Origin of the sequence: Acinetobacter pragensis, from assembly GCF_001605895.1 — a bacterium.
GTDB classification, from domain to species: domain Bacteria; phylum Pseudomonadota; class Gammaproteobacteria; order Pseudomonadales; family Moraxellaceae; genus Acinetobacter; species Acinetobacter pragensis.
On the sequence record NZ_LUAW01000012.1, the window covers coordinates 63,153 to 85,892 of the forward strand.

23 protein-coding genes are annotated in these 22,740 nt (G+C 47.0%); 7 read left to right on the top strand and 16 right to left on the bottom strand.

The annotated features are described in order from the left end of the window. Positions 1-50: 50 nt before the first annotated feature. From AZH43_RS03855 to AZH43_RS03880, 6 genes are all read right to left on the bottom strand, one after another. The gene (locus tag AZH43_RS03855) at positions 51-554 is read right to left on the bottom strand and encodes a DUF6586 family protein (RefSeq protein WP_067666791.1); all 504 of its coding nucleotides are present in this window, start codon (positions 552-554) and stop codon (positions 51-53) included. 75 nt (positions 555-629) lie between these two features. Beyond that, positions 630-992 (bottom strand): ASCH domain-containing protein, encoded by a 363-nt coding sequence (locus AZH43_RS03860; protein WP_067666960.1) that lies wholly within the window; start codon positions 990-992, stop codon positions 630-632. Between the two features lie 103 nt (positions 993-1,095). After that, entirely contained in the window at positions 1,096-1,347 is a 252-nt protein-coding gene (locus tag AZH43_RS03865; RefSeq protein WP_067666962.1) for an RNA recognition motif domain-containing protein, read from the bottom strand. A 92-nt stretch (positions 1,348-1,439) separates the two neighbouring features. Then, a complete protein-coding gene (locus tag AZH43_RS03870) occupies positions 1,440-3,428 on the bottom strand; it encodes an ATP-dependent helicase (RefSeq protein WP_067666793.1) in 1,989 nt (662 codons plus the stop codon). Positions 3,429-3,778: 350 nt separating this feature from the next. After that, entirely contained in the window at positions 3,779-4,108 is a 330-nt protein-coding gene (locus AZH43_RS03875; RefSeq protein WP_067666795.1) for a hypothetical protein, read from the bottom strand. Between the two features lie 18 nt (positions 4,109-4,126). Beyond that, a complete protein-coding gene (locus AZH43_RS03880) occupies positions 4,127-5,257 on the bottom strand; it encodes a glycerate kinase family protein (protein ID WP_067666964.1) in 1,131 nt (376 codons plus the stop codon). A gap of 92 nt (positions 5,258-5,349) precedes the next feature. Here AZH43_RS03880 and AZH43_RS03885 point away from each other — a divergent pair, with 92 nt between their 5' ends. Next, the gene (locus tag AZH43_RS03885) at positions 5,350-5,799 is read left to right on the top strand and encodes a carboxymuconolactone decarboxylase family protein (RefSeq protein WP_067666796.1); all 450 of its coding nucleotides are present in this window, start codon (positions 5,350-5,352) and stop codon (positions 5,797-5,799) included. 54 nt (positions 5,800-5,853) lie between these two features. Here AZH43_RS03885 and AZH43_RS03890 read toward each other — a convergent pair whose 3' ends face one another. From AZH43_RS03890 to AZH43_RS03920, 7 genes are all read right to left on the bottom strand, one after another. Further along, a complete protein-coding gene (locus tag AZH43_RS03890) occupies positions 5,854-6,423 on the bottom strand; it encodes an HdeD family acid-resistance protein (protein ID WP_067666798.1) in 570 nt (189 codons plus the stop codon). 126 nt (positions 6,424-6,549) lie between these two features. Further along, positions 6,550-7,308, bottom strand: a complete 759-nt coding sequence (locus AZH43_RS03895) for a hypothetical protein (RefSeq protein WP_067666800.1) — start codon at positions 7,306-7,308, stop codon at positions 6,550-6,552. A gap of 23 nt (positions 7,309-7,331) precedes the next feature. Then, the gene (locus AZH43_RS03900; RefSeq protein ID WP_067666802.1) at positions 7,332-7,784 is read right to left on the bottom strand and encodes an NUDIX hydrolase; all 453 of its coding nucleotides are present in this window, start codon (positions 7,782-7,784) and stop codon (positions 7,332-7,334) included. A gap of 94 nt (positions 7,785-7,878) precedes the next feature. Beyond that, positions 7,879-10,518: a type I DNA topoisomerase gene (topA, locus tag AZH43_RS03905; protein WP_067666804.1), complete on the bottom strand. Its 2,640-nt coding sequence runs from the start codon at positions 10,516-10,518 to the stop codon at positions 7,879-7,881. A gap of 37 nt (positions 10,519-10,555) precedes the next feature. Then, positions 10,556-11,005, bottom strand: a complete 450-nt coding sequence (locus AZH43_RS03910) for an ammonium transporter (RefSeq protein ID WP_067666806.1) — start codon at positions 11,003-11,005, stop codon at positions 10,556-10,558. Positions 11,006-11,076: 71 nt separating this feature from the next. Beyond that, on the bottom strand, positions 11,077-12,072 hold the full coding sequence (locus tag AZH43_RS03915) for a hypothetical protein (RefSeq protein WP_067666808.1): 996 nt from the start codon (positions 12,070-12,072) through the stop codon (positions 11,077-11,079). Between the two features lie 131 nt (positions 12,073-12,203). Continuing rightward, positions 12,204-12,449: a SlyX family protein gene (locus tag AZH43_RS03920; protein WP_067666810.1), complete on the bottom strand. Its 246-nt coding sequence runs from the start codon at positions 12,447-12,449 to the stop codon at positions 12,204-12,206. Between the two features lie 35 nt (positions 12,450-12,484). Here AZH43_RS03920 and AZH43_RS03925 point away from each other — a divergent pair, with 35 nt between their 5' ends. The 4 genes from AZH43_RS03925 (at position 12,485) to AZH43_RS03940 (ending at position 17,550) form a co-directional block, all read left to right on the top strand. Further along, complete coding sequence (locus tag AZH43_RS03925) at positions 12,485-14,389, top strand: ATP-binding cassette domain-containing protein (protein ID WP_067666812.1); 1,905 nt, start codon at positions 12,485-12,487, stop codon at positions 14,387-14,389. Positions 14,390-14,602: 213 nt separating this feature from the next. Continuing rightward, the gene (locus AZH43_RS03930) at positions 14,603-15,364 is read left to right on the top strand and encodes a 3-oxoacyl-ACP reductase (RefSeq protein WP_067666966.1); all 762 of its coding nucleotides are present in this window, start codon (positions 14,603-14,605) and stop codon (positions 15,362-15,364) included. A gap of 98 nt (positions 15,365-15,462) precedes the next feature. Next, positions 15,463-16,398 (top strand): LpxL/LpxP family Kdo(2)-lipid IV(A) lauroyl/palmitoleoyl acyltransferase, encoded by a 936-nt coding sequence (gene lpxL, locus AZH43_RS03935; RefSeq protein ID WP_067666813.1) that lies wholly within the window; start codon positions 15,463-15,465, stop codon positions 16,396-16,398. A gap of 51 nt (positions 16,399-16,449) precedes the next feature. Beyond that, positions 16,450-17,550: a glycosyltransferase family 4 protein gene (locus AZH43_RS03940; RefSeq protein WP_067666816.1), complete on the top strand. Its 1,101-nt coding sequence runs from the start codon at positions 16,450-16,452 to the stop codon at positions 17,548-17,550. Positions 17,551-17,871: 321 nt separating this feature from the next. Here AZH43_RS03940 and AZH43_RS18530 read toward each other — a convergent pair whose 3' ends face one another. From AZH43_RS18530 to AZH43_RS03955, 3 genes are all read right to left on the bottom strand, one after another. Next, a complete protein-coding gene (locus AZH43_RS18530; RefSeq protein ID WP_161485905.1) occupies positions 17,872-18,021 on the bottom strand; it encodes a hypothetical protein in 150 nt (49 codons plus the stop codon). Then, complete coding sequence (locus AZH43_RS03945; RefSeq protein ID WP_067666819.1) at positions 18,021-18,338, bottom strand: hypothetical protein; 318 nt, start codon at positions 18,336-18,338, stop codon at positions 18,021-18,023. Before AZH43_RS03945 ends, AZH43_RS18530 begins: the two co-directional genes overlap by 1 nt. Before the next feature lie 359 nt (positions 18,339-18,697). Beyond that, on the bottom strand, positions 18,698-19,825 hold the full coding sequence (locus tag AZH43_RS03955) for an endonuclease/exonuclease/phosphatase family protein (RefSeq protein ID WP_067666822.1): 1,128 nt from the start codon (positions 19,823-19,825) through the stop codon (positions 18,698-18,700). Between the two features lie 187 nt (positions 19,826-20,012). Between AZH43_RS03955 and asd the strand changes: the two genes are divergently transcribed. Beyond that, positions 20,013-21,131: an aspartate-semialdehyde dehydrogenase gene (gene asd, locus AZH43_RS03960; protein ID WP_067666824.1), complete on the top strand. Its 1,119-nt coding sequence runs from the start codon at positions 20,013-20,015 to the stop codon at positions 21,129-21,131. Positions 21,132-21,292: 161 nt separating this feature from the next. Beyond that, on the top strand, positions 21,293-22,687 hold the full coding sequence (locus tag AZH43_RS03965; protein ID WP_067666968.1) for a FimV/HubP-related protein: 1,395 nt from the start codon (positions 21,293-21,295) through the stop codon (positions 22,685-22,687). The last annotated feature ends 53 nt before the right edge of the window (positions 22,688-22,740 follow it).

The following is a 22,740-nucleotide window of genomic DNA, read 5'->3' on the forward strand; positions in this document are numbered from 1 at the left end:
ACTATTATATATCGGGATCGATTGCTTAAATTCAAGCGCCGGACATCAGATTAAAATTCAACCATCTCGTTGCGAAAACCGTCAATCAGCTGCGTCAGATCACGATGCCATTCGCGCAGAATTTCAGTATCCGGCAGCCACGCTTGCGGTGTTTGCGTCACTTTAATGATGAGATTCGAAGATGTTTCATCTTCCGGCTCTGGCGCAGCAGGTTCCGGCGCATACTGGCACATGCGGTAAGCGCGTTTCAATTCAGCAATAAAACCGCGCTGCGCCAGCTGCTGCATGACCATGACTTCAGGTGAAACCTGACCTTTCGCCGCCATATTTTCTTCAATGGACTTAAGCGTTGGGGCAGCATCATTCAGGCGGTAATAGCGCACCAGTTCCTGTAAAAACGCCAAAACTGCCCCCTGCAAATGAAAGACAGCCGATTCACGCAATGCCTGCGCTTGCTGAACATGGTCTACCTGCTCAGCCTGCTGGCAAGCAAGGCGGGCAAAATACAGTTTTTGGTTGGTGCGGTCAGCATGAAAACGGGCAACGCGGGACATGATTCAATTTCCTAAATTTTGGCTTTTAGTCTGCTATGTAGCTTAATCGCAATAATCAGCAATTCACAATAAATATTATGGATGATCGATTTCAATTAAATAGATTTTACGCCTTGCGGGCACGGCTATTGGCGGGTCAATTGGCCGGCATTGTCCAGCACCCCACGCAAAATAGCCCYCAGCCCAATAGGTTGCGCAAGCGGCCTCAAACTCATCCTTACCGCCCGGATGCGCTGCAAGAATATCTGCGACCGCCACAGCCATTCCTTGCTCTTCATCACCGTCATGATTCAAATAGTGCTGATTTTCGACAATGATGACATCTTTTAACGGCAGCTGCTCAGGAGTCCATGATCGGACTTCCAGAGTTTTAATGCCGTGTGCAATACGGCTGCCATTCGGAGCGACAATAGATAAAGCAAAATGACGGCGCTTCATATCCACATTCACCATAAAAGGATTAAACCGCTTTTCAAGCTTTTGGCCGGCGTATTGAATTTTCCGGTAAATAAAAAGGAGCATTGCCTGCTCCTTTTTAAATTTACGCGCTTGGCTTGTCTTCCGCGGCTTTTACACGGATGCCCATGCCTTTCACTTTTAGCGTATTCAAGCCCTTAATCGCTTTGATCGCTTCTCGGCCATTCGGCATTTCCACAAAGCCGAAACCTTTAGACTTGCCTGTGTCCTTATCCATTACCACAGCAGCAGATTCCACCTTGCCGAATGGCTTGAATAACTCCGCCAGCTCAGCCTCTGTAATTGAGCGCTCTAAGTTACGTACTAAAATATTCATTCGTTTTTCCAAATAGGCAACATCATCAAAAAGCATTTGCCTATTTTTTGCTTTTTGAACTTGCGTGCAAAATATCACGTCAATGCATCATTTTAATCGAGATCGATGCCAAAATCTAAATTAATCGACTTGCGTTCAATTAAAGCGCTTTTCACGGTTTGTTCTCGCTGCCTGTAATGCGTTTCTGAGGTGCATAAATTTCGGGTTAAATCATTCAGGAAATAGCTTTTCACGGTACGGCCCAGCTCATCTACCGTATCGCGCGCCCACATGTTTAAATTCTGCTTGGTTAAAATCAATTCGTTTTGCGCACGGGTCAACGCCACATACAGCACGCGGCGCTCCTCCTCCACATCATCGAAGTTGCCCTGCGCGCGCGCATGCGGATACTGCCCTGCGGAAACATTCGCCACGTAGCAAACCTTCTGCTCAATTCCCTTGGCGGAATGGATGGTTATCAAAGTCACCACATCGTCTTCAGACTGGCGCTCAATTTCGCTGATAGACACCGGATCCAGCACGTATTCTTCTAGAAATTCACCCAGCTGCCCATGTTTGGATGCCAGCTGCTTCACCAGTTCAAAATCGCCTTGGCGGCGGTGCCAATCTTTTTTATAGTTTTCAGCCAGCTGTTCTTCTATGGCTTGAATCGCCAGGCTGACGCATTCTTTGACTTCATGGCGGATCACCATCATCTGCTTCATCATCAAAATGGCCTGATCCGGCACTTTTCCGAATTTTTCCAGCTTCTGGCCAATGGCCTCCATTTCAGGTTCCAGCAGCAGCTGATGCGACAGCTTGCTCGCGCCGACATCACCCACGCCATTCCACAATGTCAAAAAGCGCATCCAGGCAATATCATCCAGCGGATTCGCCACCACACGCAGCAGGCTGAGCAGATCTTTCACATGCGCAGTTTCCAGCAGCTTCATACCGCCAATAAAACGGTACGGCACATTGCCGGCTATACAGGCGGCTTCAATATGACGGGCAGCAAAGCTGGAGCGCACCAGCACCATGTGATCTTTCCATTTAGCGCCTTCAAGGTAATGCCGCTCTTTAATATCCACCGCAATCCATTTGGCTTCATCAAATTCATTCGGAAAAATATGCATTTTGGGCTTGATACCGTCACCGCGGTAAGCCTCTAAATGCTTATCATATTTAATTGGGCTTTGATCCAGCAGCCAGTTCGACAGGTCTAAAATTTCCTGCGTCGAACGGTAGTTTTTTTCCAATTTAAAGATCTGCGCATTCGGAACCCGCTCTTTAAAATGATGGATATTTTCAAAGTCTGCACCGCGGAAACCGTAGATTGATTGTGCATCATCCCCCACACAGAACAAATGCACTTTGTCTTTTAAAGGCTCGAGCAGCGCCCACTGCAAGGGGTTGGTGTCCTGCATTTCGTCCACCAGCATGTGCTGGCAAATCGATGATACATAATCGACCAAGCCTTCAGATTGCGCTAAAGCGGATGCCACCACCGCTAAAATATCGTCATAGTCCAAGAAGCTGCGCGCACGTTTGCGGTTTTCATATTCTTTCATGATCTCCGCAATTTCATCTTTCATGTCCAAAAATTCAGGCAGCTGTTTTTCCAAAGCCAAACTGAGCTTTTGACGGGTATTGCGCGCGAAAGAATACAGGTCACAGAGCTCTTTCGGTTTCGGCAGCTGATTCGGATTTTTCTTGTCATCTTTGCCGCGGATCAGGCGGAACAGCATCATCTGATCATCACGGTCAATGATCGAAAACTGATCCAGTCCAAACGCATTCGGAATACGGCGCAGCAGGTACATGCAGAATGTATGGAACGTCGAAGCACGCAGGCCTTTGGCCTGATCGCCTAAAGCCAATTCCACCCGCGCCACAATTTCGCTGGCAGCACGGCGGGTAAAGGTTAAAATTTGGATTTGATTGGCAGGTACACCTTGATCAATTAAATAAGCCGCCCGCGCCACGATGGTTTTGGTTTTGCCGCAGCCCGCGCCGGCCAAGACCAGACTATGCTGGGTTTCTGTAATGGCGGCTTGTCGTTGTTGAGGATTTAATTCATCAATCAGGCTGGCTAAACTCATGGTGTCTCATCGTGCTGGGGAGGTGGCTAGTTTAACAGAGCTGATAACAGAAAACTTGATGAACAAAACACCGCTCAAATCTGAGCAAAAAGGCAATGACTGTAAGAAAATTTGGCTGAATTCCAATTCATGTGCTGGATGGCAGGGATGCCGTCCGCTGAGTTGGATATAGTGATATTCAATTCAACACAGAGTTTTTGTAAGCTTGCGAAGCCGTGCATCTGATCCCTGAAAAGTAAAAATGCCTGCACTTAAACATGCATGGTTCATTTCATTTTGCATAAGCCGATTCGACAGACAGATGTCATAGCCCAATAGGTTCATACTTATTTTTCAATACGCACAAAATATTATTGATACACCCTGATGGTTTTAGTATCTAAAACTTCATACCTCAGCCCCAATCTCTGAGTGGTAACATCAAGATAGGTTAAAAAATCTTGATCTCTTAAATTGATGGGAAAGCTCATTTTAGTATCTACATTTTTATCAATTATGATTTTAATCCCTTTTTCATGCTGAATAAGATTTGCAGCCGTTTGAATTGAATTTTCTTTAAATCGAAAAGAAATTTTATGTCCTTGTTTTAAATTATCTTTGACATCATGAGTGACATCCGCCAAAGCAAAGCCAAAACTTTGCATACCCAACAGCGCAGCTAGAAAGATTATTTTTTTCATATTTGATCTCAATAAACATCATTTCAATAATTTAGCTATATTCTCACAAGCTTTCTGTAAATTCCCTTCTGCATTTTTCAGCGCATCCTGCAAAGTACAATCAGGTGGGTTTATCCCGATGATTTGGCTAAAGCCTAAATCATACAGCCCCTCGATACCCTCTCCCTCCAATCCGGCAAAAGCAATCACAGGCTTATTTAAACCTTTCGCAACCTGCGCCACGCCAAACGGCGTTTTGCCAAACTTAGTTTGAAAATCAATTTTCCCTTCACCCGTCAGCACATAATCCGCCTGCGCAATTTTCTCTGCCAGCTGTGTTTGCTCAATGACCAGCTCAACGCCAGATTGAATTTTCGCACCTGCAAACGCCATAAGACCAAAACCTAAACCGCCGGCAGCGCCCGCCCCAGCAATATATTGGAATGTCTGGCCAATCGCTTTTTCTGCAAGATCTGCAAAATGATTTAAATTCTGATCTAAAATCTTCACCATTTCACGCGTTGCACCTTTTTGCGGGCCAAAAACCGCCGATGCGCCATTCTCGCCGCAGAGCGGATTATTCACATCCGATGCAATGACGATCTCAACCGTATTTAAGCGCGGATCCAGGCGGCTCAAATCAATCTTGTGAATCCGATTCAATTGACCGCCGCTGACTGGCACTGCTTGATCATTTTTATCCAAAAATTGTGCGCCCAAAGCTTTCGCCATCCCTGCGCCGGCATCATTGGTCACACTGCCGCCGATGCCTAAGATGATTTTACTCACGCCTAAATCCAAGGCGGCCTGAATCATTTCGCCAGTACCGAAGGTCGACGTCAATAGCGGATTGCGCGCTGAACTTTCCAGCAGATGAATGCCATTGGCTTTTGCCATTTCAATCACGGCTGTTTTGCCGCCATCAATCAAACCCCAATAGGTCTTAATGCGCTGATGCGGCAAAGGCCCGGTCACTTCACAGTTCACCCGCTGCCCAGCGAGGGCCGCAATCAATGCATCCACTGTGCCTTCACCGCCATCGGCCATAGGAACCCAAATGCACCGCGCATCCGGAATGGCTTTCAGAATGCCGCGCTGCATGGCAGAGCAGGCCTGTTCAGCAGTCAGGCTTTCTTTAAATGAATCAGGGGCAAGGACAAATGTTTTCATGCTGAATTTTTTTAAGAGGCTCAACAAAGTTAAGCATGTTTTGCTGTGTTTTTCCTTTAGACTAAATAAAATTTATTGCCAGAAGAAAGCCCATGTCTCGAATCAATTTAGGCCAGTCCGCTCCCGATCTATACAAAAAAGTTGCCGAGCTGGATGCGCTTGCCATGCAGAAAATTCAGGAAGCGAATATCAGCGAAGGTTTTGCGCATTTGCTGAAACTGCGCGCTTCGCAAATTAACGCCTGCGCCTTTTGCATCCGCATGCACACGCAAGATGCCCTAAAAACAGGTGAAACAGCCGAACGCATTGCTTTGCTGAATGCCTGGCGTGAAACTGAATACTACGATGAAGCTGAACGCGCAGCGCTTTCCTTAGTCGAAGCCATCACCTTAATTGCAGAGGATCAAGTGCCTGATGCTGTTTACGAAGACGCGCTGCCCTTTCTTACCGATGCGCAAATCAGCGCAATTGAGTGGCTGGCAATCGTGATTAATGCATGGAACCGGATTGCCGTCAGCAGCCGTTATAGCGTCAAGCCTTAAAATAAAAAAGCGCCGCAGCAAATGCTTCGGCGCTTTTTTATTTATGCCGGAAAATCAGTCTGCTGAACTTTTTGGCACTTCATGCTTAATATAAGATGCAAACGTCAGATAGTTGATGCCTTGGAACAGAATATCGATGGCCAAGAACAGACCCAGCACCCAAAATGGCGCATCGGGCGATTTTAAAATAATAATGCCGGTCACCAGCGTCAGCAGCCCTGAAAACAGGGTCCAGCCCCAGCCTGGCAACGCGCGGAATAATACCGCATTAAAAATGCGGATGACGCCAGCAATAATCAATACAATGGCTAAAAGATTGGTCAGCACAATGGCTGTTTTAACAGGCGTGTTAAATGCATAATAGCCTGCCGCCAAATACAGCACGCCAAATAATGCCCAGAGCCAGCGGAATCCGCCCTCAAAAATTTTAAACGCCGCAATAAAGTGCAATACGCCGCCCACCATCATCAGCACACCGAAAATAAATACGGCAGACAAGGTCGCAAAGGGTAATGAAGCCAATAAAATAATGCCGAAGATGATCAGCAAAATACCCAAGCCGATGTACCACTTGCGGTTTTGATGCAGCTGGCTGCGCACTAAATCATTTCCTACAGTTTTCATACTTATTCTCAAGTCTAGCATAGGGATAAATTAGTTTTAACACGAACAGACACTAAGCTAAAGTGCAAAAGTTATGCACTTTCACAGGCTGAACTGTGGATAAGTTTCAAGTTATCCTCAGCGGCTTTATTTTAGCCAGCCCACTTCTTTTGCCGTCTGCGCATTGATTAATGTTTGCTCCAAACTCTCCGGCATCTTGCTTTGAGTTTGGGAGACTGGAATATGCCCTGCCATCAGCTCAGCTTTGGCTTGCGGAAATAACGGTTTCTGATCTGGGAAAGCATAGCCAGCCGGATATACCGGCTGTCCTGTAGCCAAATCATACTTATCGCTTGCACCAAAGGCATGCAGCAGCTCATGCACCAGCACAATTTTATTCTGCGCCGCCTGCTTTTTAGATGCGAATAAATTTACCGAGCCAATCCTGCCATTTTCCAGCGCAGTGGAATGCTTGAGTTCACGGGTTTTCGCAGGATCATAATAGTTTAAAAACAGAGTCAGGCTTGGAGCGCCATCCGCTTTTTGATGCTGCTTCCATGCATAATAGCGGAATTTCAGGCTCCACAGCATGACATCCCACAATTGCGCATGGTCAGGTACCTTCGGCGGCAAGACTTTCAGCTCCCGTCCAATCGTGAAATAAAAATACGTCGGCTGGCCGCGGTACTGCTGGGCATAATCTTGCAAATATGCCTGCGCGCCTTGCAAATCCTGCACCGAAAGCTGCTGAATATAGCGCTGTGTTGTCGCTAAACCGTCGGCATTGATGGGATGCAGCAGCACAAAAACCGGCTTGCTCCAATCCTGATTTTTATCTTTCCATGCATTGACTGCGACAATCAGCAAAATAACCAGCAGGCACAGAATTCTAATTTTTTTCCACATAGCTGAAACTCGGATCTATTTATTTAATAAGTATTTATTTTCAATAATGCAGAGGGCTGCCGATTTACAAAATTTTCCCAAAGATACTGGTAAAGCAAACGCTGACCGCCAAATTCCGCCTTTTCAACCGCTTCATCCAAACTGAACCAATCATATTCTGCATGTTCGTCATTTAAAATCACTGTTTGATTCTTATCGCAATACGCCGTAAACACAGGGATCAATTCAATAACATTGGCGCTGGCTTCATAAAACTGCTCTAAATAATCCGCACTGTACAGCTGCTGAACCTGAATCCCCGTTTCTTCACAAATTTTACGGACAATCGCTTGGCTGGCCGTTTCATTGTTTTCAATTTTTCCTGCAATATGGCTCCAAAACTGGCCTTTAACACGCTTCATTAATAAAATTTTTAATTGCCCGTCAATTTCTGAGAATAAAACGGCTGAGACGATAATTGAACGGACCGGAACCATAAAAGACTGCATAAAATGGGATAAGTATTTGCCATCTTATAAAAAATGCCGGCATCCGCCAGCATTTTTATCTTCATTTTTTACATTTTAACAGCTAGGCTTCTACCCATTTGCCATCTTGGTAAACCATCGACCATTTAGTCTGCTTGCCTTCCGCATTTTCAGAACCAATATATTGCGCTTGGTTTTTACGGCTGAATTTCACTAAAGATGGGTTGCCATCAGGGTCTGTATCCGGCGCCTGCAAAATAAACTGATATTTTGGATCCAGCTGATCCGCCACAGAACGCAGTTCAGCCACTTTCGGGGCACGGGTTTCACGGATTTTCGGAAATTTGCTGGCAGCCAGGAATAAACCGGCAGCGCCGTCACGCAGCACGAAGAAATCATCATGCTTGGTTGAACGCAAATGTTCCATTTTAATCGGGTCTACACGCGGCGGCGCAGGCTGGCCATTCTTCAGGACTTTACGGGTATTTTCACAGCTGGTGCAGGCAAAGTAAGGACCAAAGCGGCCAGTCTTCAGCTGCATTTCGCCATCACACTTATCGCAAGGAATAGTCGGGCCGTCATACCCCTTGATTTTAAACTCGCCTTCTTCCACTTCGAAGCCGCTGCAGTCCGGATTATTGCCGCAGATATGCAGCTTCCGCCCGCCGTCAATCACATAGCTGTCCATTGCTGTACCGCAAATTGGACAGCGTTTTTTTGACATCAGGTCAGCTGTTTCGGCAGCATCATCATCTGAAAATGCAGCCAAAGACTCGACTGGGGTTAAGTTCAGTGTGCCTTTACAGCGCTCTTTCGGCGGCAGGTTGTAACCTGAGCAGCCCAAGAACACACCTGTTGTCCCTGTACGGATCTGCATCGGACGGTCGCATTCTTTACAGTGCACATCCGCCACTTCAACCGGCAGATTGCGGCGCATGCCGCTCTCACCCTGCGCATTGGTCAAGCGCTTCTTGAAATCGCCGTAGAAGCTGTTCAGCAAGTCTTTCCAATTGCGCTCACCTTCTGCGACTTTATCCAGCTGGCCTTCAAGGTCTGCGGTAAAGTCGTAGTTCATCAGGTTATTGAAGCTTTCATCAAGACGGTCAGTGACAATTTCACCCATTTTCTCCGCATATAAGCGGCGGTTTTCCAGCTTCACATAACCGCGGTCTTGAATGGTCGAAATAATGGCAGCATACGTCGAAGGACGGCCGATGCCTTTTTTCTCAAGCTCTTTTACCAATGAGGCTTCGGTAAAACGCGCTGGCGGCTTGGTGAAGTGCTGCGAAGGATCGAGCTTTTCAAGCTTCAGCACTTCGCCAACTTTCACTGCCGGCAGCAATACATCATCATCTGACTTATTTTGGCCACGGACTTTGGTGAATCCGTCAAAAACCAAAGTACGTCCTTTGGCTTTGAGTTCCACGCCGTTCGCATTGACTAAAATGGTAGATGACAAATATTCAGCCGGCGTCATTTGACACGCAACGAATTGGCGCCAAATCAAGTCATAAAGGCGCTGTGCATCACGCTCGACACCGACCAGACTGTCGCCTTTTAAAGCCACATTTGACGGACGGATCGCTTCGTGGGCTTCTTGCGCACCCGCTTTATTGCCATAGCGGTTTGGTTTTGCCGGCAGGTACTTCGCGCCAAATTCAGTTTCAATGTGATGGCGCACCATCGTTACAGCATCATCACTCAAGAAAGTTGAGTCGGTACGCATATACGTGATGAAACCGGCTTCATACAGGCGCTGCGCCAGCATCATGGTTTTCTTTACAGAATAACCTAAACGTGTGCTGGCCGCCTGCTGCAGGGTCGAGGTGATATACGGCGCGCTCGGATTGACCTTGGTCGGTTTATCTTCGCGTGCAGATACGGTATAAGCGGCGTCTTTGATTAAATTCAATAACGCATCGGTTTCCGCCTTATTGCGCAATTTAAGCGCTTTACCGCCCTGTTTGACAGCTTCTAAGCGGATATCATCTTTAGCCGATTTAGTATCGGCAAAGACTTGCCAGTATTCTTCGGGAATAAACGCGCGGATTTCACGCTCACGCTCAACGACCAGCTTCACCGCAACCGACTGCACACGGCCAGCCGATAGGCCGCGGGCAATTTTTTCCCACAGTAAAGGCGAAATCATGAAGCCGACTACGCGGTCCAAGAACCGGCGCGCCTGCTGCGCATTGACTTTATTGGTATCTAAGCGCGACGGATGCTTGAACGCTTCCTGAATCGCATTTTTGGTAATTTCGTTAAACACCACGCGCTGGTAGCGGGAATCATCACCGCCGATCACTTCTTTCAAGTGCCAAGCGATGGCTTCCCCTTCCCTGTCCATATCCGTTGCGAGATAGACCTCGTCAACCTGCGAAGCAAGCTTTTTCAGTTCTGATACGACGTTTTCTTTGCCAGGAAGAACCTCATATTTGGCCTTCCAGTCATGCTCGGGATCAACCCCCATGCGGTTGACCAACGCTGATTGGGCTTTTTCAGCCTTCTGCTCATCGGTCAATTTGGTGCGGGTTGCTGGTTTCTTTTCTGCAGTTTTACTGGAACCGCCTGTAGGCAAGTCACGGACGTGACCCACGGACGATTTTACAATGTAGTCAGAACCAAGGTATTTATTGATTGTTTTCGCTTTTGCAGGCGACTCCACAATCACTAAGGCACGTTTTTTCCCAGCATCAGATTTTGCTGCCGCGCTTTTGGATGTGGACCGAGGAGCGTTCGCCATAATTAACCGTTAATCCTGTTTTTTAATGGGTCTAAAATTAAAGTTCAGCCAAAGAATTCAAATAGGCTTTGATATCATCCAACTGAGTGGCTCTCAAATCGGATTCTTCGTCCCAATAGAGTCCTACACAGTTTGCCTGCATATCAATAGCATAAATGCCCTTTAATGCAATCGGCAAATCTTTGAACTTGTCATCACCATGCACAAGCTGCAATTTTTGATCTGCCACACGCGCTCGCATCAACGGCAAGCGGGCTTCTGGAAGCAAAATGCTGTAATACGCCACCATGCTGGCGCGCTTTTCAGAAGCCATTGGAATTTTTGTCCAGTCCGGCGCAACCACTAAGCGCGGATGCAATCCCATCTTTCGCGCATTATCGCGCATGATGCCTAACGCCTTTTCTCTTGGGCTGACACGAAGTCCTAAAATAGAGCCCAAAACAAAAATGATAATGAAGACTGCTACCCAAATTCCAGTATTTTCCATAGTACAACCTTAATGTTCCTTTATTAGAGTTGCATAAGCTCAATATAAAAGGCAAGTTGTGGCGATAAAAATTAATTCAAGAACATCTCGTGGCTGTACAGCACTTCGTGACCATTCCAATAAATATAACCTTTATCAATCAACTCTTTCAGCAGCAGGCGAATGTCTGACTTGGGGAATAACTGTTCAAGCAAATCCCGCAGCTCATAAATATCTTTGGGCTTTTCCTGTTTTAATTCATGCAGTTTCTTAATCACTTCCAGCTGTACAGGATCAATTTTCTGAAAATTGGCATATAAGCCCTGCTGCGGATTATGTGCGGAAACTGCGGTATGTTCAGAGCTTGGCTGCGGCAAATCCAGAAGCGTCAATGCATCCTGTATATTGTGCGCAGCTGGTGCGGCATCATGCTCTAAATTCAGCTGCGCCCATTGTTTCAGCACTTTTTTACGGAAATTCACCTGATCATCATCGCGTTTGACAATTTTCAGATTAATCAGCATGCCGACCACCTGCTGCGCATGGTCGGGCAGCAGCTGCAGAATATTCGCCACAGAATTCTTTAATGATGCCAGCGTATTCGGTTTTCCTGCCGCTTTGGCCATGGCGTCGCAATACTTTTTGACCATTTGCAGATAGGGTGTGGCTTTAATTTTTTCTAAGCTGGGAATTTTATATTTCGGACGCTCAAATGCAGTGTCCTGCTCAGGCTGTATTTGAATCAGGCTGCAGCGTATATTCGAACCTTGCATCATGTCCAGCAGCATTTGACTGCTGGACATCGCAGAAATCACGTCGACATGCGTCCCATCTTCCAGCAACGCCATCAGCTGCCCCACTACCACCGCGTACTCGAATTCTTTTTGCGCTGTTTCAGGTATGTCCAGAATGACGATTTGACCGCTGCTGATCCAGCTTGAAAATTCAGTTAAATCTTCGAGAGAATATTCAAATTTCCCTTGGCAATTAAATAGATAAAGCACAGGATAATGTTCAACAATATCTCTGAACAGCTGCGCAGGCGGCATATTGTTTTCAAGATCGAGCAGTACGGCTTTAGCGGTCATAAAGGGTAAACTGTTTGGCGAATATGCAATTGCTGTGCATTACAGCGTTATCGCCTTGAAAGGTCAATGACTAAAAAGCATTTTTCCCCTATTGCGCCTGCGCCATATATAGCCTTGCACGCTGTTCAGCATTAATAATGCGGCGGGCGGTTGGTCATCGGATCAAACGCGGCTATGCCTTCAGATAAATCCGCAGATTCGATACGCTGGTAAATGAGCTGCATTTGCGCCTTTAAATCAGCAATTTCAACACTCTGGCGCGCAACCTGATCATTCAGCTGATCAACTAAATCATCTAAAAATGCAATTCGGACTTGCAAATCTTCAATGGGTGCGGACAATGGCGCTTGATTATCGATATTCTGTTGTTTAGACACTTCAAGTCCTCATTTGAGATTTTTCAGGAAACATTATGGCCTATATTACTTTAAGGGATGTCCAACTTGCGTTTGGTGGACCTGCCCTGCTCGACGGCGCGAGTTTTAGCTTAGAACGCGGCGAACGGGTGTGTTTGATCGGCCGTAATGGTGAAGGTAAGTCTACTTTACTTAAACTGATTGAGGGAAGCTTATTGCCCGATTCAGGCGAAGTATCGCTGCAAAACGGCATCACGATCGCCATGCTGGCGCAGGATGTGCCGATGGATTCAGGCAAAGTCGCAGACATTGTTGCAGATGGTGCCGGCGAAGCTGCCGAAGTGCTTAGAGCCTATCACGAAGCCAGTGACGCTTGCGTGCTGGGCGATATGGACGCATGCGACCGCATGGGTGAGCTGCAGCATAAATTAGATCAGCTGGATGGCTGGGCTTTAGAAACCAAAGTGAATTCGATCCTCAGCAAAATGGGCTTAGACCCGGATGCGGATCTGGCCGATTTATCAGGCGGCCGTAAGCGCCGTGTGCTTTTGGCGCGCGCGCTGCTTACCCAGCCGGATGTCTTGCTTCTTGACGAACCAACCAACCATTTGGACGTTGAAAGTATTGAATGGCTGGAAAAATTCCTGCTGGATCAGAACAATTTAACCCTCTTGTTTATTTCGCATGACCGTTCATTTGTCGACAGCATTGCCACACGTATTGTTGAACTTGACCGCGGCACATTGCGCAGCTATGAAGGCAACTATTCACGTTACCTAGAGCTCAAAGCGCAACAAATGGAAGCGGAAGAAAAGCAGAATGCGCTGTTTGATAAACGCTTAGCCGAGGAAGAAGTCTGGATTCGCCAAGGCATCAAAGCCCGCCGTACCCGCAACGAAGGCCGTGTCCGCGCGCTCAAAGAATTGCGTGAAGAATCCCGTGCGCGCCGTTCACAGCAAGGCAAAGTCAGCATGGCGACGCAAGATGCCAACCGTTCCGGCAAAGTCGTCTTTGAGATTGACAACCTGAGTGTGAAATTCGGCGATAATCCCCCAATTATCAAAGGCTTTTCCGCTTTGGTTTTACGCGGCGACCGTATTGGCCTCGTCGGCGACAATGGTGTCGGTAAAACCACCCTGATTAAAGCCATTCTGGGAGAACTTGAGCATGGCGGAACGGTAAAAACCGGTACACAGCTTGAAGTGGCTTATTTTGACCAGCTGCGCAATGCGCTTGACCTTGAAAAATCAGTGAAAGATAACGTTTCGGAAGGCTCGGATTTTGTCGATGTAAATGGCGGCCGCCGTCACATCTACAGCTATCTGCAAGATTTCCTATTCTCTCCTGAACGCGCGCGTACCCCGGTAAAAGCTTTATCCGGCGGTGAACGCAACCGTATTTTGCTGGCTAAATTATTGCTGAAACCTTCAAACCTCATTGTTATGGATGAGCCAACCAATGACTTGGATATGGTGACGCTAGAGCTGCTTGAGGAAATGCTGGGCGGATACAAAGGCACTTTGCTGCTGATTTCACATGACCGCGCATTTATGGACAACGTTGTGACATCGACTTGGGTCTTTGACGGCAAAGGCAATATTGATGAATACATCGGCGGCTACCAAGACTATCTGGAACAGCGTCCGGATCAAACTGCAGTCGACCAAAAAAGCGATGTAAAAAAAGCCCTTGCTAAAGCAGAAGCGGCGCAAGCGCCGGCACAGGCCAAAAAGGTAAAACTCAGCTATAAAGATCAGCGGACTCTGGATCAGCTGCCCGCAGAAATTGAAGCGCTGGAAAAAGAGCAGGCCCAGCTGTCAGAAAAACTGGCGGATGGTTCATGGTTTGTCAGCGATGCAGATGCCGCTTCGAAAGCCTCACAGCGCCTTGCAGAAATTGATGATCAAATGCTGGAAAAAATGGAGCGTTTGGAAACGCTAGAGAACATGATCAAAGGCTGATTCTTCTAAATTTCAAAAAATGCCGTAATTAATTACGGCATTTTTTATGTCTAAGTGTCTAATACAGCTTTCTCCTTCCCCGTTTTTTGAGTCACCTGAAAAGCCCATCGCCTTGCAAAAAAGCCGCATCGGACTGTGCTTAAAATTTATTTTTGGCATTTGTTTTAAATGCTTGCTAAGGTTTCAAAACAAATACCTTATCAGGCTGAAAATATGCAAATTCGTGATCAGATTGTCTTAGTCACAGGCGGCGCACGCGGTTTAGGCTTGGCCATTACTCAAGCGCTCATTGCAGAAGGCGCAAAGGTGGTGGTGAATTATTATGCCAGCAAAGCGCAAGCTGAACAGTTAGCGCTACAGCATCCTCAGCAGGTCTTTGCCTGCCAAGCCGATGTCACGGACAAAGCACAGGTGATCCAATTATTTGCAGCCGCTAAAGCGCATTTTGGAACAGCGATAACCTCGGTAGTCAATAATGCCCTGATCAGTTTTGAATTTAATGGCGATGCCCGCCCTAAAATCGAAGATTTAACCGCTGAAACCATGCTGCAGCAGTTTGACGGCGCAGTACTGGCCGCCATCAATACCACACAGGCTGCGCTAGGCGATATGAAACAGGCGGGCTTTGGGCGCATCGTCAATATTGGGACAAATTTAGTGCAGAATCCTGTCGTTCCGTATCATGACTACACGGCGGCCAAAGCGGCATTACTGGCCTTTACCCGTACCGCCGCGCATGACCTTGGGCCATACGGCATCAACATCAATATGCTGTCAGGCGGCCTGCTGCAGACCACGGATGCCAGCAAAGCGACTCCGGATGCAGTATTTGATTTAATCGCCGCGTCTACGCCGCTGCGCCGCGTTACGACACCGGAGGAATTCGCTTCCGCCATCATGATGTTTTTGTCCCCGTATTCACGCGCAGTCACAGGACAAAATTTAATTGTGGATGGCGGTCTGGTCAAAGGCTGAATGAACAGCGTTGACTCGGTGGATACAGCCTGCACTTTTTCTTTCAATTCAGCTTCATGCTAGACTGAGCGCTATTTTTAAAATTTGATTTAGTTCTTATGAGTCAAAAGCCTGATTATCAGCCTGGTGCATTTCAATGGTCTTTCTTGCTGCCTCAATATTGGGGTATTTGGATTGGGATTGTTTTCCTGATGATTTTGGCGATCTTGCCGTGGGCTATTCAGCACCGTTTGGCGGCGCTTATAGGCAATACTGCATTCAAATATTTAAAGTCACGCCGCAAAACCGCTGTGCGCAACTTGGAAGTGTGTTTTCCTGAGTGGACAGCGGAACAGGTGCAGCAGAATGCGCGCCAAGTTTTTGTCGATCAGATGATTGGCATTTTTGAAACTTTAAATGCGTGGTATAGCCCTCAATGGTTTAAAAATCGCTTTAGTGTTGAAGGCTTAGAACACCTTGAAAAAGCGCAAACTGAAGGCCGCGGTGTATTGCTTTTAGGTACGCATTCGACTCTTTTAGATGCAGGCGGTTATCTCTGTGATCAGTTTTTTAAATTAGGCGTGGTTTACCGTCCACAGAATAATCCACTATTGGACATGCTGATTTACCGCTGCCGCGCAACCATTTATGAACATCAGGTTGACCACGATGATATGCGTGGACTGATTCGTCAGTTAAAACATGGGCAAGCCATTTGGTACAGCCCAGATCAGGATTTTGGCCTTAAGCAAGGCGTCATGGCGCCATTTTTTGGTGTTCCCGCCGCCACTGTAACAGCGCACCGCCGGCTCATGAAAATATCGAAAGCCGCCGCTGTGCCGCTGTATTTTTACCGTGACGGAGATATCCGCAATCCTCAATATCATGTGCTCCTTGAACCCGCTTTGGATCACTTTCCCAGCGAAGATGAAGTTGCTGATGCCATACGCGTTAATCAGATTATTGAAAGACAGCTGCGCATTGCCCCTACGCAATACATGTGGTTCCACCGCCGTTTTAAAACCCGCCCAAACGGTTATGAAAAGATTTACTAAATTCCATCCAACAAAATCATAGATCTAACAAAAATCATAGAGAGATGTGCGATGAAAGTGATGCAGCTTTTGCCTGAACTGAACAGCGGCGGTGTGGAACGCGGTACATTAGAAATCGCCCGCGCGCTGATCGCCGGTGGACATGAATCCCTTGTGGTCTCCAATGGCGGCCGCATGGTGACACAGCTGGAAGCCGAAGGTTCAACGCATTTAACCTTGCCTGTGCATAAAAAAGCCCTGTCCAGCCTGTGGCAGATCCGTCCGCTGCGCAAATTGATTCTGCAGCATCGTCCCGACATTGTGCATGTCCGCTCACGGGTTCCGGCATGGCTGACCCATTTTGCGCTCAAAGGCATTCCTGCACATCAGCGCCCGCATCTCATCACTACGGTACATGGTTTTTATTCCATCAACCGTTACAGCCAAATTATGACGCAGGCAGAGAAAGTCATTGCCGTATCCGACAGTGTGGTGAAATACATTACCGACAATTATAAAAATTGCCCGCCTGAAGATATCGTGCGTATTTACCGCGGCATCGATCCAAACGCCTTTCCGCATGGCTATCAGCCATCGGCGCAGTGGCAGAATCAAACTTTCAAAGATTTTCCTGAATTGGAAAATAAGTTTCTCATCTGCCTGCCAGGACGCATTACCCGCCTCAAAGGCCACGAAACTTTGATTGCCCTCGTTCAGCAGCTGCAGCAGCATTATCCGCAGCTGCATGCTGTGGTGGTGGGCGGTGCAGACCCAAAGAAAGCCGCGTATTTAAAAGAAATGCAGGACAGCATTCAAGCCAAAGGCCTGAGTGAAAAAATCACTTTTGCAGGCCACCGTTCAGATATCCGCGAATGGCTGGCATTCAGCGATGTGGTGCTGTCCCTGTCTAATCAGGCGGAAACTTTTGGCCGTACGGCTTTAGAAGCGCTGTCAGTGGGAACGCCGGTGATTGGATGGAACCGCGGCGGTGTCGCGGAAATTCTATCCCATGTTTATCCGCAAGGCTTAATTGCTGTGGATGACCAAAGCGCCTTGCTGAGTGCTGTGAAAAAGCATATTGATGCGCCGAAGCAGGTCGAGCCTGTCAATATGTTCAGTTTAAAAGACATGTGCGATCAGACGCTGGATCTATATCAACAGCTTTTAAATTAAAGGCGCTTATTTTCCCAAATCGCTTTGCATGGTCTGAGCCAGTGTTTAATGTGGCTGAGTAAATGCAAGGCCGATTTTTTCCTGACCAAATCCATCTATTTATAAAAGTTAATGGCTTGATGCTCTATCGCTAAAACTTTTGATGGGCGTTTTCATCTTTAAAACAACATGGCTTGCGTCATTAAGCTGCCAGCACAGAAAGGCAGGAAATTGGGATAAGCCAGCTAATGTGGAGGACATACAGCTCAATATCCAGCTGAAATTGCATTTTCCCAAGCAATGAAAAGTTTCTAGTATCTTGCTGTGGCTCGACTATGCGGCTCAACTATGTAAAGAATGCAAGAAATCCACCGGCCGAATTGGCTTTTGCGCTAATGAGCCATTCGCTCGATAAATACTGATATCTAAAGCTTCGCTGGGATGATCCTGCAGCAATATTTCCACGGCCGTCATTGCATCCGCGCTTTGCATCATCCCTTCCATACCCGGTATTTTACACTCAGCCATAGAATCAAAGGCAGTAAAACCATATTCACAATATCGCGCAGGCTGGCGCCAATCCGCCAATAGCCTTTATCAAAAATGTCATGGCGCGCGCCGAACAGCTCTACAGCTAAAGCGACAATGACCACAGACCAAATCGCATAATTGGATTTCAATTGCCGCTGATGAATCAAAGCTGCAAGCAAATAAACCAGCAGCCCTGTATAAATCAGCCAAGCATCATGGGACAAATGCGCCGATTGAAGAACGGCGCTGCGCCATTCATACAGTATGGAGGTGTTCATAAAACTCTCTTATTTTTTTCTTTCATTGTTCTGCGCATACTCTAAATTGAATAGTGCCAAATGCAAAATAAAAAACGCAGCCTGCAGATAGACCAAACCCGAGTTCTGCATCCTGCAAAACTCGGGTTGATGAGGTTGTGCTTTCACAAGTCTTGTTATTCTTTTCGGGTGGCTTTCCTTTCCTGCATCATATCCATGATGATTGCCATCAGCGTCGTCTTCCTTAGGGGATAATCCATTCCCAGTTCCATTTGCCGATGAATGTAGAATAGGCGGTTTTCTAAAGCTTGCCTATGCGCCATCAACCGAAATCAATGTAAGCCATTTCTTACACTTTTCTCTTAAAATCACTTAAAGATCTATTGCGCCTTTCCGCCGCCTTTATAATCCTGTGCAATTTCATCCGTCACTGTTTTTTCCTCTTTCTCTGCTTTTTCAATGCCTTCCTGAATCGCCTCTTGCGCTTCCTGCTCATCGGCATCGGTTTGCTCCAGCTCGTCCTGTATTTGCTCAAAAACCCTTCCGGTCTGAAGCGATACATAGACAGGGAAATGGTCTGAACCGATATGCCGCAAGCGTTTCATCTTCACCAAAGCAAAGTCGGTGCTGTGAAAAACATGATCCAGCGACCAGCGCAATAAAGGGTAGTCCGCATGAAAAGTATTTACATAGTGCCGCCCCACCCGAGGGTCAAGCAGCCCGCTGATCCGCTGAAACAGGCGCGTCGTCCGCGACCAGGCCACATCATTCAGGTCGCCCATAACAATGCAACTTTCATCTAAATCTTTGATCTGATCGCCGACAATCAGCAGTTCTGCATCACGCAAAGTTGAATCTTTGGCTTCTGTTGGGCTGGGCGGCTTGGGATGCAGGCAATACAGCTGTACCGCTTCTCCTGAACGCAGCATGACCGTGGTATGAATTGAAGGAATTTCATCGCTTAAAATAAATTTAACTTCAGTCTCCTGCAGCGGCAGGCGGCTGTACAAATGCATGCCGTATAGATTATCCAGCGGCACCGGCACACGGTATAAATAGTCTTTTTCGATAACGGACAAGGCATTTTGCCAAGTTTGATCTGTTTCCAAAGTCAGTACCAAATCCGGCTGATATTTTTCAATTTCTGCAATCAGCAAATGATATTTATCATTCGGTGTCAGCACATTCGAGACAATTAACGAAATCTGGCGTTCAGGATTCAGCTGCTCATTTTTGACTTTTTTGACCTGTTTTTTCCATAAAAATGTATACGGCAGCACCATCTTTAATTGGTAAGCCAAAGCGGCTATCAGCATGACTAAAATAACTTCACGCACCATATCCCAAGGCTGCGGCCAAACCAGCAGCAAGGCAAATGCAATAAAGCCCAAAGCTAAAATTTGCAGCCGTGGAAAATCTGCACCGCGAAACCACCATTCATCCCGTGGAATCAGCGACCAAAATGTCAGCCAAACGGCAATCAGCGCTAAAACCTCAATCCAAATCATTTCAGCCTCCGTTTTATATTCTTAATTTTTTATTGATTCATAAATTTATATCAATTTTGCATGTAACATAAACAAGATATATTGCACAATATAATTGGTGTTTTCATTCTGCAGCGCTTGCAGTTATACGCTCTTTTGATACACTCGAACCCCCTTTTTATTTTTTAACGCACCGAGGCAAAGTGACATGAAAGTAGGTCTGGTCGGTTGGCGCGGGATGGTTGGTTCTGTCCTGATGCAACGTATGGTTGAAGAAAATGATTTCGCTCATTTTGAGCCATTTTATTTTTCTACCAGTAATGCTGGCGGTGAAGCGCCTGCGTTTTGCGGCAAGACCGCCCCAGCACTTATGGATGCGTCAGACATTAACAGTCTGAAGCAAATGGATGTCATTATTACCTGCCAAGGCGGCGACTACACGACTGACGTTTTCCCTAAATTGAAAGCTGAAGGCTGGAAAGGCTACTGGATTGACGCCGCATCTACCCTGCGTATGGATGATGAAGCGATTATCGTGCTTGATCCAGTCAATATGAACGTGATTAAAGACGGTTTGGTGAAAGGCACGAAAACTTTCGTGGGCGGCAACTGCACTGTGTCTTTAATGCTGATGGGTCTCGGCGGCCTCTTCCAAAACAATTTGGTGGAATGGGCAACTTCAATGACTTATCAGGCCGCTTCAGGCGCCGGCGCGCAAAACATGCGTGAGCTGATCAACGGCATGGGTTATTTATATAACAATACCAAAGATCTGCTGGATGACCCGCGTTCTCCAATCTTAGATATTGACTCTAAAATTGCCGCGCTGCAGCGCAGTGAAGGTTTCCCGTCTGCAAACTTTGGCGTGCCTTTAGCCGGTTCACTCATTCCTTATATCGACAAACAGCTGGAAAGCGGTCAATCGAAAGAAGAATGGAAAGGCCAGGTTGAAACCAACAAAATCTTAGGCAATCAGCAAATTGTGCCAATTGACGGCCACTGTGTGCGTATCGGCGCAATGCGCTGCCATTCACAAGCCTTGACGCTGAAACTTCGCAAAGACGTTCCATTGGATGAAATCGAAGATATCATCGCAAGCGCCAATGACTGGTCAAAAGTTGTTCCGAATACCCGCGAAGCGTCTATGACCGATCTGACCCCAGTGGCGGTTACAGGCACGTTATCTGTTCCGGTTGGCCGTCTGCGCAAACTGAATATGGGTAAAGAATATCTGGGCGCATTCACTGTCGGCGACCAGTTGCTTTGGGGCGCAGCTGAACCGCTTCGCCGCATGCTACGCATCTTAATTGACTTTAAGAACGCCTAAATTTGCATGCTTAAGCGCATATAAATAATTTAGAAATATGAAAAGCCGATCTCAATTGATCGGCTTTTTTGTGTAGCAGTCTTGTAAATATTTTACAATTCTTCAACATGCCGTTAATCTATCATTTTCGCTATGCGGCATCGCCTGAGCTAAAGATTAAGATGAATGTATATAACAAATTAAAGATTGCCATTTTAGCCATTATTGCGTCGCAGAACATTCATGCAATTACGCTGGACCCGATTCAAATTCAGTCAGCGCCTGGGGAACTTCTGTATGCAGAAATCAATTTCCGCAATGCAGATCCGAATGCATCCATCCGCGCAGGCTTAGCCTCTGCAGAAGATCTCATCGCTATAGGTGCGGGGCATCAGCCCCCTGGACATTTAAACTTCTTTACCCGCAAAGACAGCTCAGGCGCTGGGGTGATTACCATTACCTCTTCTCGCCCGCTGACTGATGCAGAGCTGAATATTATTGTCAAAGTTTCTGAAGGCGAATCATCCCGCCTGCAGCAGATAAAAACACCGCTCAAGCGCAGCATGCCGCTTAGCCAGCAAATCAATACCGCGCGGAATGAACGAACCCTTGCGCCCATTATTATCAGCAATGAAAATGACATTGCCCTGAACCTGCCAGTCAGCACCCAATACACCGCATTAAAGACAGAAGCTACCGGCAAACTCAAAGAAGCGCCTTTGGCGATCAGCGCAGCCTTACCGCCAAGCTTAGAAAAAATGACGGCATCTATGCCTATTTCTGCGCCTGCTGCTGTTTCTATCCCTGCACCGGTCACTGCCGCGGCTTCATCCGCAGCGCCTGCCCCGCTGAACACAAAAAATATGCCGGCAGCAAGACCCGAAGCCACTGAGAAAAACCAAATTTCCAGCGACCCGCTGGCGCAAAAATTTGCAGCTCAACAAGCCGCTCAGCGGACAGCAGCCCCAGCCCCTCAGGCGGCAAGACCTCAGCCTGAAACTGCATCTGTAGCAAAAGCCGTACAACCTGCCGCTACACAAAGCTATGTGGTCCGTTCGAATGAGTCGCTGTGGGGAATTGCAGCGCGCATTGCCGCTGGGGAAAACCGTTCAGTGGGCGACGTCATGAAGCAAATTAAAGCCAACAATGAACACGCGTTCATTCAGGGTGACTCCAACCGCTTAAAGCGCGGCGCCGCATTAAATTTGAATGGCTCGGCGCCATCAAAAGAGCATCCGAAAATTTCTGCAGCGGCCTTGAAGCAAATGCCGTCAACTCAATCAGGCAAGACCAAATACCGCCTGAATGAAGCTGAAATGAGCCTGATCGCGGAGAAAACGCAAGATTCGGCGCATGCTTCTGCAAATAGAAACACAGAAAAAAATCAAACTTCGAACGAGTTATCATTAAAAGTTATGACATCTCGTGAAAAAACCGTTAAATTACAGAGAAACGTAACCCAATTAGAATTGGCGCTAAATCAAAAGGATCATAGAATTCAATTATTAAACACTCGTCTTGCACAGCTTGAGCAGCAGCTGAAAGCGCGCCAGACAGAGAAAAAGCCAATCAACTAAAATGTTACATATGACGATTTAAAAAGGATGAGCACACCTTCTCTACGCTCTGT